Annotated in this window: 3 protein-coding genes, 1 pseudogene and 1 other annotated feature; of the genes and pseudogenes, 1 reads left to right on the top strand and 3 read right to left on the bottom strand. The window is 50.5% G+C overall.

Features of this window, described 5'->3' with window-relative positions:
- Positions 1-558 precede the first annotated feature (558 nt).
- Positions 559-867, bottom strand: coding sequence for a hypothetical protein (locus Q5Y71_RS16305; RefSeq protein ID WP_306043144.1), 309 nt, complete (start codon positions 865-867; stop codon positions 559-561).
- A gap of 513 nt (positions 868-1380) precedes the next feature.
- Positions 1381-2582 (bottom strand): annotated as a pseudogene (locus tag Q5Y71_RS16300) (IS3 family transposase).
- Positions 2202-2318: a sequence feature (AL1L pseudoknot), on the bottom strand. Its footprint overlaps the pseudogene before it by 117 nt.
- Before the next feature lie 420 nt (positions 2583-3002).
- Between Q5Y71_RS16300 and arfB the strand changes: the two are divergent.
- Positions 3003-3419 (top strand): alternative ribosome rescue aminoacyl-tRNA hydrolase ArfB, encoded by a 417-nt coding sequence (arfB, locus tag Q5Y71_RS16295; protein ID WP_306043143.1) that lies wholly within the window; start codon positions 3003-3005, stop codon positions 3417-3419.
- Between the two features lie 392 nt (positions 3420-3811).
- On the opposite strand, the gene Q5Y71_RS16290 is transcribed toward arfB, so the two are convergent.
- On the bottom strand, positions 3812-4369 hold the full coding sequence (locus tag Q5Y71_RS16290; protein WP_306043142.1) for a DUF2799 domain-containing protein: 558 nt from the start codon (positions 4367-4369) through the stop codon (positions 3812-3814).
- Between the last annotated feature and the right edge of the window lie 414 nt (positions 4370-4783).

Here is a 4783-nt window from a genome sequence, read left to right as displayed (position 1 = left end):
CCTAGGCAACGCCCCTTATTCTCTCTTTGGGCCTGAATATTATTTCGAGGATGCTCCTTGGTTCCCGGGGTATTCTGTTACCAGATCTTGGAGTAAGTGATGGTGATATAACAACGTGAGTTAGCAAATGTCCCAAAGGGTTGAATGGTGTAGCGGCGCATCCGAACAAGGGGGATCGCTCGACCAAGATGCCTTGCGGCGATAACATTTGCTAGCCCCCCCAATCCCGCCCCATCGTATGGGTGCTTTCCTGAAATTATCTGCAGCCTCTCTCAATAACGCAGTATCTGGTGGACGTTGCAATCGTCGAAGTGGTGCCATTTAAGCGCGATATCCGTGACGCGTTTAGCCAGCGGCCTCGGCAGCTGGTATCGTAAAGGTGAGTGGGATAACCCCACAAGCGGACAGGCTCTGGGTTCCGTGAGGGGGGTTTCCGGCGTTTTCTACTTTTGGCTGAGGGTGGCTATCAGCGCTCTCCGAGTCAGATTGAATTCCGCTGGCAGAAAGCGGGGTGGAAGCAAACTTATTCCCCGATAAGGGGGCAAAGCAGTTGCCTCGCTAACCTCCGTCGGGATTACCTTGAAAGCCGATACGATTGGCAGTGGTTACCATATTTTTTGAGCCTTCCGCCATATTTTTCCATTCCTCAGCGGTCATACATGTTTTCTGTTTGAAGCGGGATCCGGTTATAGTGCGGACCTTGCAAATCACCTGGTCTTTCGATAATGTAGTTTGACCTTTACTCTCGCTATTGGAAACGTTGGCCAGCCTGTTTCCAGTATCATTCACACCTGCGGGTGGGCTGTTGGCACAACCACTAATCAGTACAAGAGTGCAAAATCCTGTTAAAGCTATTCTGAGACTCATTAATTTCTCTCCCAATTGGATTAAGCCATTGCGGCATCAACTCAGGTGTCGATTCTATATCGATACTGCTCCCAGCGCGTTCCATCTATTGGCTAACTGGACATAAGTAATCAATGGGCTTCACTTATAAAGCACAGCCTGATTCTATCGGTGTTTATAAAGTTTAGCAATCGGAGATACGGGTGTTGGAAAAAGAGTCAGTTTTCGGCAGGGTAGAGTAATTCATGCTTGGGAAGCTCTGGTTGTGCTCGTGCAGCTTCTGTCCAAGCGCAGGGAGCTTACTAAGCTAAGCAATCGTGGAGGGAACCCCAATCCACTTCAATGTCTGCTCATGCACTCCTGAGGGGACTTGGACTCTCAGTTGGTATTTGATACAAGTATAGAGGTTGGTGCTGGAATAAGCTCAGCAAAGTAATTTTGGAACACTACAGAATCTAAGGCCGAAGCATTCGGCGCAGACTGGCTATAGCTGATTGAATCCCCCCGGGTTTGTCGGAGGCAATTTGATTTGAGTCATGCCGCTTGGGAAGACTCGGTTTGTTGATAATACAGGTTTTCGTATTCAGCTGGAGGCATATCGCCAATTGGCCCAAGAATGCGGCGATGGTTAAACCAGTCGACCCAGGTCAAGGTCGCGCGTTCAACCTCATCCAGCCCTTTCCAGGGACCTGCCCTGTGGATGACCTCCGCCTTGAATAAACCGTTGATAGTTTCTGCCAGTGCGTTGTCGTAGGAGTCGCCGACACTGCCGACTGACATATGGAAACCCGCCTCACTAAGTCGCTCGGTGTATCGAATCGACAGGTACTGACTACCTCGATCGCTATGATGGGTAACGCCGCGGGGCTTACCTCGTGCCCACAGTGCCTGCTCCAGAGCATCAAGCACGATGTCGGTTTGAAGGCTCTTTAACACACGCCAGCCAACAATATAGCGGGAGAATACGTCGACAACGAATGCGACATAAACAAAACCAGACCAAGTTGCAACCTAGGTTATGTTGGCCACCCAGAGCTGGTTGGGGCGTTTCGCCGTAAACTCGCGGTTCACCAGATCCAGCGGCTTATCGGCCAGCTCATCCGGGATAATCGTAACGCAACGTTTGCCTCTTCGAACGCCTTCCAGCTGCAGTACCTTCATCAGCCGTTCAACTGCAGCGGGCGACCTTTACGTCTTCACGGTTAAGCTGCTTCCAGACCTTGTGTGCACCATAGACGTGGTGGTTTTCTTCGTAGACCCGCTGAACTCTCAGGCTTCAGCTCATCGTCACGTTGAGCACGCGCACAGCGTTGCTCTGGGTTGGCCTGTAAATGCTTGCAGCGGTAAAAGGTCGACGGTGCAATCGGCAGAGTCTCACAGATTGACTCGACACCGTGCGCCTCACGCTCCTGGTCAATGAATGCCACCATTACTTCGGTTTGCGGTCGAGCTCCGCCTGGGCGAAAAAAGCGGCAGCCTTGCGCAAGATCTCGTTAGCGGACTTCACGCTCCAGTTCTTTGAGACGGGCTGCGTCACCGCTGGTGGTGCCGGGCTTAGTACCATTGTCGACTTCCATCTTGTTGACCCATAATCGTAGGGTCTCGGGTGTGCAGCCGATCTTGGAAGCGATAGATGTGATCGCTGCCCAGCGTGATTGATGCTCGTGCTCGCCGGTCAACACCATGCGAACTGCGCGTTCCCGTACCTCGGGAGAGTATCCAGCTCGTTTGCTCATTGGCTAATTCTCTCAAGAAAGTTAGCCTCCGAGAAAGCCGGGGTGATTCAGATGCCAGTGATGGCAGTTAGTTCCATCGATGATCTGGCGATGCCAGTTAAGCTGCTCAGCATATCTACTATGAAGCTAACTGGCGCCGGAAAAAAGGTAGAGGGGTCAAAAAGCAGATTATGCCTACGAAGGACACATTATAAATAGGAGTTGGTATAGTTGCATCATTATGTTTGGTAATGTAGGTTTCGGAACTGCTGCTGGTTCATTGTGCGAACAAAAGCTTATGACTGCCAGGTAATACTTGCGCGTTGATCACTATCTTGTGTTGCATCAACATCATTAAGAATTAAACTATTTATGACAACAAGAGGGATTCCTGTCCGAAAATATGTCGGTTGTTGAAACTGCATGTGTTCGTGAATTGTTATGCGCAATGATTCCAGAAATATCAAGGTTCCTGTCGAGGAGATTCAGATAAGGGCGATGCGCGCCCGGGGAGCGGGAGGGCAAAATGTGAATAAGGTTTCCACCGCTATTCATCTGCGTTTTGATATCCTTGCCTCCTCGCTGCCCGAGGAGATCAAGCAGCGGCTACTACAACTGCGGGATCGGCGTATCTCTGGCGAGGGGGTAGTGGTCATCAGGGCCCAGCGATTTCGTACTCAGGAGAAAAATCGTGCAGATGCCCTTGAGCGTCTGCAATGTTTGATTGAAAAAGTCCTGTCAGTTCCAAGACGGCGAGTTGCCACCAAGCCAAGTCGCGGAGCGAGGGAGAGACGTTTAGAGTGTAAAAGCAGGCGTTCCAAGCTGAAAGTGACACGCGGGAAAATTCGAGATCTGTAAACACAAGTTATCGCCAGATTGAGCCTTTGGCCAGATGACACAAATGGCTGATGATAATCAGGGCTCCCTGAATCCGATGGATAATACTGGCTGCTCTAACAAGTAAGAGCAGAGTAAAAGCGCTGTTGGCTGGTTACCGCCTTGGTGCTTGAAAAAACAGTGCGAGGCGCACTGGTTTTGAATGGTTTTCCCCGAAAAAATGACAACAGAACAGCCTTTTTTTGTTCAGCAACTTGTCTAGTGTGTAATATGCAAGGTAGGCGCCTGGCGTGTGGGACAGCACTGTTCCCAGTCGCTTGATTTGCATGGAAACAGAAACTCACGAATAACCGTGCCGGGAATAGGTTGTTGAGGCAAAGCTGATGCTTGTACAGTAGGGTGGTATCCCCTAATTAGGGGTGGTACGGCGATCTGGAAAGCACCGCCTGGTACTCCGCCTGGCGCTGGGTTAATTCAAACGTCAGGTTGTCAATATCGATCCCCAATTCTGTGTGACGTGTTTTAAGGCGTGCAATCTCCGCCAGTAGGTGAATACGCTCTTCCCGAGTAGCTTCATCAGCAATCGGTAGCGCGCCTTTTTCTGTCAGGTTTTCCAGAAGAGATTCCCGCTCCAGCTCCAGGTCGTGAATGGTGGCTTCCAGTGACTGCACAGCACTGAGAGTCATAAAAATAGCGCGACCGGTGTTGTAGCCCTGCAGGAAGTGCCCCTCAAGGTTCGCTGGACATACGCCGTTGTAGATCTCCCCGGCGCGACCTTCAGCAAATCCGTGTATCTTGGTACAGTAGAGCTGCAGCCCTTCATTGCGGCCACTGCGGTAGGTGTGGGTATTAATCTGGACATGGTATTTGGCGCAGGTTTGACGGCGTTTTTGCATATAATCCAGGCCCCGGCCGGCCGCCTCGTCTTCATAGCCAAGTGCCTGCCAGTCGGCCAGTCGGCCATACGGCACTCTTCTTCACTCATGGTGGCACAGCCTGAGGCAAAAAGAACCGAGGCAGCCAGTGGGCTAATCTTGTAGCTTAACTTCACAGATATATCCTGTTACAGGAGGTTTGAAGCAGTGTATTCTACCGATCCTGACTGGGAGCTGGCGCCTAAGGACAATTGAGTCAGGGTTTTCCAGTGGTCGTTATGAGGGAGGATTACCCGCTGTTTCTCTATGGTGCCGATTTTGAGGCGAAATTACGCTTATGTATTGGTAACCCGGGTCTGCCCTTTTACCTTGGTGTGGCAGGAAGAATCTATTCCAATAAAATAAATTAACCTGTTATAAGTTAGAGTGATTGTTAATATGTGACTATGGAATCTGGCGCTGCGGGCATATCCCTGGCTCGATTTGTTATTCATGTCGCTCTTAAATTTT

Origin of the sequence: Microbulbifer sp. 2205BS26-8, assembly GCF_030731025.1 — a bacterium.
In the GTDB taxonomy this organism is placed as follows: Bacteria; Pseudomonadota; Gammaproteobacteria; order Pseudomonadales; family Cellvibrionaceae; genus Microbulbifer; species Microbulbifer spongiae.
This window is presented reverse-complemented; position numbering and strand designations above follow the sequence as displayed.